This is a genomic window from Pseudoalteromonas sp. Isolate6, from assembly GCF_022398435.1.
Lineage (GTDB): Bacteria > Pseudomonadota > Gammaproteobacteria > Enterobacterales > Alteromonadaceae > Pseudoalteromonas > Pseudoalteromonas galatheae.
In genome coordinates this window covers 1-7,318 of the sequence record NZ_JAKEVK010000219.1, presented here as the reverse complement: position 1 = coordinate 7,318, position 7,318 = coordinate 1, and the positions used below count along the sequence as shown (strand labels likewise).

Annotated in this window: 2 protein-coding genes; one reads left to right on the top strand and one right to left on the bottom strand. The window is 41.5% G+C overall.

The annotated features are described in order from the left end of the window. On the top strand, nucleotides 1–4,447 hold a 4,447-nt coding region (locus tag L1D50_RS19820; protein ID WP_239966650.1), incomplete at its 5' end, for an EAL domain-containing protein. A gap of 47 nt (nucleotides 4,448–4,494) precedes the next feature. Here the strand turns inward: L1D50_RS19820 and L1D50_RS19815 are convergent. Then, nucleotides 4,495–7,278, bottom strand: a complete 2,784-nt coding sequence (locus L1D50_RS19815; RefSeq protein WP_239966649.1) for a hybrid sensor histidine kinase/response regulator — start codon at nucleotides 7,276–7,278, stop codon at nucleotides 4,495–4,497. Between the last annotated feature and the right edge of the window lie 40 nt (nucleotides 7,279–7,318).

The window sequence follows — 7,318 nt, the reverse complement described above, 5'->3', positions numbered from 1 at the left end:
GTGTTGCATAATCGCGCCTAGCCAAGCCCATAACTTCGGTCACTATACTTCTCGTTTCTCTGTTGAAGAAGGGTTAAGCCAGTCTGCAATCACCGCTATAACACAAGATAAACATGGCTTCATTTGGATAGGCACCCTGCAAGGGTTAAACCGTTATGATGGTAATCAACTCGTTAGTATTGAAGCCTCTATGGGCTTTGATGAGAGAGAAATAGTTGGATTATTCAATATTTCGAACGATGAATTACTGATTTCGACCGGTGTAGATGGCGCATTCCTGTTTAACGTTAATGATTACACAAGCAAGCGAATTTATGATGGTAAACGCCAAGATAATAACGCTATTTCAAAACCCATTAGCACCGCCACCACTCAAAGAGAAAGCATTATTTTCTCTATTGAAAGCGACCTTTATTCACTTAACCGAAATACATTTGAATCTGAGTTACTAGTCCACTTTAAACCCAGCAATCATATAAGAGCTATCACAGTTATTGGTAATTTTGTAATAGTTGGAACGACCGAAGGCTTATTCAGCTATTCACTTGCTACAGGAAACGTAGAGCAGCTCAGCTATACAGAGTCAGATTCAGAGTTAAGCCACGATGTGAAGCTACTAAAGCGTGATCCTTCTTTAGGACTACTTGTGGGCACTGTAGAAGGCTTGTTTGTTATTCCTATCAAGAACCAAACACTTGTAGCTTCAAAAAGCTATACGCTTGTTCCTGAAAGGAATATTTGGGGGCATCAAATCACTCCCTTTGGAGAGTTTATTGCGACAGAGGATGGGTTATACCTCATTGACAGAAGAGACAAGAGCAGCTCGAAAGTGCTTTCCTTGACGGAAGGCCAATACAGGCTAACGAACCCAAGTATTACCCACCTATATGCGGATAAAAATAATAACTTATGGATGGGTACATATAACGACGGTGCATATTTATGGCCTTCCAGCTCGCTGCGTTTTACCAAATTCATAAGTACTCAAGATAGGTTTGCCAATAACAATATCTGGTCGATTCACCCTACCAACAAAAACACAGTGCTCCTTGGTACAGATAACGGCATTAACGAGTTTGATTTAAGTACCCGCCAATTGAAATCTAGCTATCTACAAAATAGAGACTCAAAAGCTTTGTATGGAGCAGATGCCGTATACTCTATTTTTAATTCGTCCCATTTCGATGAAAATACCTTTTTAATCCAAACAACTCAAGAGACCTCGCTATTTAACATCAGCACAAAACAGCTGAGCCCAATTATGCTTGAAAACGGTGACAAACTTGAGCCATATAGTTGGGGAATAGCCAAGTACTCTCAAAGCAAGTTTCCATTCATCAATAACAATGGATTTTACGAATATAATGCAGCGACTAATAAAGTTCGGGCATTAGCTGGGTTATCCAAACAGCTAGCAGCAGCTCAAAGCTTTTTGTTTCTTCCGCCGTTGGATAGCACAAAAACAGAGTATTGGATAAGTACTAATACAGGTCTGGTCAAATACAGTGAGTCAACAGACTCACTAACTATGGTTTATAGTAAGTCCGATAAACATCTAGTTTCTGCCGTCAATAGTTGGGTAGTAGACAAAGCTGGAACGTTATGGTTGGCAACCTCAACAGAAGGTCTCATCGGGCTTAATAAAGACACCTACGCTGAAGAATACAAGCTGACAACCGATCAGGGCTTGATGAGTAATGCAATTTACAATCTGCAGTTAGATAGAGATGGCATGATCTGGGCCAGCAGCCAACGGGGTATGTTTAAGTTTGATCCAATAAATAAAACATTAGAAACCTTTGGAACGACTCAGGGTTTGCCGACACCTGAGTTTAACGGAGGCGCTGCAGCAGCACTTCGATCTGGAGAGCTTATGTTCGGTACGGTCAACGGCGCTATCTCTTTCGATCCAGAGCAATTTGCTGATAGCGTCGTGAAAAAAAGACCACTGCTGCTCACTCAAATGGATATCCTAAGCAGAGATCAGACCTACTTAGCACCTGACGCAATTTTGCAAGCACTTGATTTTAAGTTTGATGACATGGGCATAGAGCTGCAGTTTTCCGACTTTGACTTCAATGGCGACCATCACATCCAATATCAAGCATCGTTACTTGGCCCAAGTGCACTTAAATTTTCAAGCCTAAAACGAAATAAAGTATTTTTAAATCAAATACTCCCCGGCGACTATCAATTAATCATTTCGCCGCGCTCGCTTAACAGTGATGATCTTAGCAATGTAATCAACTTGCGTTTTAATGTCGCTCATTCACCATGGCGCTCGCCTGTTGCACTAACTTTATATAGTCTAATAGCTTTCGTGCTTATATTGTTGATCGTTACCAAACACCAGCAAAAGCAACGTCAACTTGAGACAGCACTGAGGGCCGTGACACAAGCAGGAAGACAGACCAAACTTGCCTTGAAATCAACCAAGAGCGGCGTTTGGTCGGCAGATCTGGCAGCACGCCAGATCACCCAGCAACGCGCCGAGGCACTTGGCTTTGAGAGCGATACGATGACACTTCAAGAGCACTATAACGCCATTCACCCAGATGATAGAGAACTTGTCGAACTTGCTTGGAAGAAGTTTATTTCTAACCCGACTAAAGAACAGCTTTCTCTCTCTTATCGGCTGCGTTGTGCTGATAACAACTGGCACTGGTTTCACGACTTTGGTCAAGTCGCAGAGTTTGATTCACAAGGTAAAGCTACCGAGCTACACGGTATTTATACTAATGTTACCACGCAAAAAGCGAACCAGATGCGCGCAAGCATGTTGGGCGAAGCCTTCAGCCAAGTAAATGATTGGATTTTGATCTTAGATCCGAGCTTACAACCTATTTCTGTCAATAGTAGCTTTTGTCGGGCATTTCAATTGCAAGAAAATGAAGCGTTAAATGACTTAACTACTGAGCGTTTTGTTAATGCTATTGGACAAAAGAAATTCCATAGCTTAATTGCCAACTTAAAATCTCTTGGACCGAATCAGTATTTAAGGCAAGAAGTACAAGTTACAGACGGTTGGGATAAAGTACACCCAGTTCAACTTAGCATTAGCGCAATTTCCAAGGACAACGTAAACCTTCAATATTTCGTGGTAGTTGTTACCGATCTCACAGAGCAAAAAAAAGCTGAGAATGAACTAAGATACCTCGCTAATTTCGACGCTTTGACGGAGCTGCCGAATCGTAGCCTCATGCTACAACACATCGAATTTGCACTGTTTAACGCAAACAACACACAGCAGAGCTGTGCCCTATTATTTATTGATTTAGACAGGTTTAAACCAATAAATGATGCTTATGGACACCATATTGGGGACAAATTACTGGTTGCTATAACTAAACGCATCCAAGAACAAATAAATAATAACTGTATTTTAGCAAGGCAGAGCGGTGATGAGTTTCTGGTGCTAATTAAGTCCTTCCCTAGTATCGAATATGTGAGTGAATTAGTCACACGTTTGGTGAAGCGCTTACCTGAGCGTATCGAAATTGATGGGATCACCATGAGTGTATCTGCCAGTATTGGTATTGCTGTTTACCCATTCGATGCGCCAGACTCAGAATCCTTGATCCGCAATGCTGATATCGCCATGATCCATGCAAAACAATCCGGAAGAAATGCATTTAAGTTCTTTACGGAGTCAATGAATGAAGAGATCAGTAAAAAGCTGCGGTTAGAAACAGCAATGAAAACAGCTGTTAAAGATGGGGAGTTTTTTAATCACTATCAACCTATTATCAATACCACAACAGGCCAGCTTGCGGGGGTCGAATTACTTATGCGCTGGCGCAATGACGATATGCTGATCCCTCCAAACGACTTTATTCCGATTGCAGAAGAAAGCGGGTTGATTGAAACCTTGACTGAGCAAGCACTTATCAGAGCCATAATAGAATTGCGTCCGTTATTTAAACAAGAGCCAGGCTTTTATCTATCTCTTAATTTAAGCGCGGTACATATTTTACGCTCAGATATTGCGCACCAATTCACTGAAATTTTGAAAGCACATGGCCTTACAAATCGGTGCTTAAGACTTGAGATCACCGAGTCAATCTTTATGTCTGATATGGTTAAGGCGCGAGCTACTATCAACGAAATGAAGCGAGCAGACTTTGTATTGTTGCTTGATGATTTCGGCACTGGTTTTTCTTCACTTACGTATCTGAATGAGTTCCCGCTTGACATTATAAAAATCGATCAGGGGTTCGTACGTAATATGAGCGCAAAGCCTGCGAATAAATCTATCATTCGGACCATTTATTTACTGGCGCAGAGCTTAAACATGAAGTGCATTGCAGAAGGTGTTGAGACAAAAGCTCAACTTAACTACCTAAGAGAAGTGGGCTGTGAATATATGCAGGGCTATCACTTCGCAAAACCCATGGCGATTGACGATTTACTAGCATTTTACGAGCTTCATGCACGCTCACGGGCTTGAAAGAGAATTCGTATGTTAATTAAGTTAGTCTGGGCCAACACAATAAGTTAGCCCTTACCTATTGTTTCACTATCAGATAATTCTAGGCGCTGCCATGCACTAAGTTTCTGATAGAGCTCGTTAATATCAATGGGTTTTGCAATAAAATCATTCATTCCTGTTTGGATACACTTTTGTTTATCTTCTTCGTAGGCATTAGCTGTTATCGCGATAATATATGGATTACCGTATATGCTTGGCTCATTTCTGATAGCTTTGGTGCAAGCAAAGCCATCCATATTTGGCATTTGGCAATCCATTAAAACCAATGCATAGTTTTTCGCTTTCATCGCAACTAATGCTTCAACTCCATCGTCCACCTTATCCAACAAACAGTTTGTTTTCTCCAGCAACTTGCCAACAACCACTTGGTTAATTTTATTGTCTTCTACCAATAGAATATCAATGCCTTTGAAATCAGGAGCCCCAACTTCTTGCTGCTCTGTCTTAACTCCTTGCCCTTTTAAGGCTGGAATGTCTACATAAAATTTACTACCGAGCCCAAGTTCACTGTGAATGCTTATCTCACCATTCATCGCTTCGACTAGCTTTTTAGAAATAGCTAAACCAAGCCCAGTACCACCAAATTTTCTTGTGGTGGACAGATCTGCTTGAGTAAACTCATGAAACAACGTTTCTTGCTGTGCCTTTGAAATACCAATCCCTGTATCAGCGATAACAAACTTTAGTCTCCCGCTCTCGTAGTGAACGGTAAATTTTATGTGCCCTTTATTAGTAAACTTACCAGCATTGCTGAGCAAGTTATTTATCACCTGCGACACACGCAGTTCATCTAATTCAAGATATGTAGGTAGCCCAGCCCCCTTTTCGTACTTAAATTCAACACCATACCTGACGTTTGAAATCTTGAAAATGCTAACCAAACTATCGAGCATTTCTTGTAAGTTCACTACCCGACGCTCTATTTTCAATGCTCCGGCTTCAATTTTAGAGTAATCCAAAATATCATTGAGGATGAGCATTAGGTTCTTTGCCGACTGCCGTATTATTGTTATTTGATCTGCTATCTCGCTGTTAAGGCTATCGTCTCTTATCAAGTTATCCGCCATCCCTATGATGCCATTTAGCGGGGTCCTGATTTCGTGGCTCATGTTTGCAAGGAATCGGCTCTTTGAGTGATTGGCAGCGTTAGCGGCTTCTACCGCTTTGGTAAGCTCTTCGGTTTTTTCAGCAACCTGTTGCTCAAGCTCACGATTAAAGTCGGTAAGCTTGCGGTTGAGTCTTTCATTTTCCAGGCTGGCTTGGTTTTGCTTTGTAAAACTTAGCGTTAACTTAAAAGCCAACTGATTAAATTGCTGCTGTAGCTCGATAATCTCTAGGAAGCTGCTATCGGCATTGGCGGAGTTTTCAATGAGCGTTGAAGGCTCATACGCTCGAATATCGTGGCTCAATGCAACAATAGGACGTACGAGTAGACGAGTAAGCTGACGTACAAAAATAGAGCTCAATACAATAATCGCAAGCGCAAGTCCCAACGCATCTGACCAGGCTTCAGCAGCAACTAAGTTAAGATATTTACGGTCAAGCATAGTGATAACTGACCATTCATATTTTTTTGATACCGCAGTTTGCTTAAATAAGATTTGCTCAGTAGAGTCTTCAAAAGTTGATGCCTCCTTGTCAAACAAGGCTTGTAATACCGCATCACTTGGCATATCCAAGGTTTTAAATTCGGTTTTTAACGAGCTGTAGACGACCCTTTTATGCTTATCCAACACAATCAAGCTAGCGTCTTCAGCAAGAATTTTTGGAATGAAGCGTTCAAATGAGCCAAATATTAAAGAGCCTTCTACAATCCCTCTAAACTCTTCTTCGATAAAGATTGGCGCTGAAATTGCGACAATAGGAGCTTCATCAAAGCCACGCCCTTGAAATATTCCTGACACAAATCCGTCGGGGTGTTCAGGTGCTTTAATAAAATAGTCTCTGTCTGAAACATTGGCGTTTGTCCCCTTCATCGTCTCTGCAAATTGCTGAGGATAGAGGTGAGTAACGTTGGCTTGCTCGTCAGCAACAATCGCCGTTCTAAAATTAGCATGTGTTTCTAACAAGCGCTCGATGACATAATCAGCATTAATTCCTAAAGACACATCAGAGGCAGATATCACCATCGCCCGACGATAAGCATCTAAATAATCATCAATTTGAGCAATGATAGAGCCGGAGGCCTCTTCAAGCTGAGTTTTTATCTCAGTTTCGATTCGTTTATAGTAATTGTTTGTCAGCACAACGGTCGTCATCAATACAACCAGAACAATAACTAGGTTGACTGTAGAATTAAGAATTTGATTGAGCGGCATCCCTTGCCATTTACTTCGAGTAAAGAAAAAGCTCAGCAAGTCGACTACTGCCAAGCAGATACCGGCGTTGATAAGGTACTTAGCTAGTGCAGTGAATATAACGAGTAACGGCAGTTCAAGGGCAAAGTAACCAAAAATAAATAAGGCTGGTAAACCCAGCAAAATCCAATAAGAAATACCCCGAACAAAAAATGGCTTGGCGAAACGGACGCAGACAAAGTGTAGCCACAATACTTCGAAGAAAAAAACTACTGAGGGCCAAGCATGCTCCCATCGATACCAAATGAACCCAGCCCCGATTAACACAGCAATGATGGCGTACTGCCACCCGAATAGCAGCAGGATAAACAAAACAAATAACTGACCAAATAGAAACTCAGAGCTATCTAGAAACCAAATTGGCAACAGATTGGCCAGCCCACCTAGTACACCTAGGGCTATGGTTATTATGAGCGCTTGCTTTTGATTCAAGTATTACACCACCGCTTTGAATTATTACCTAGTTAAGTAT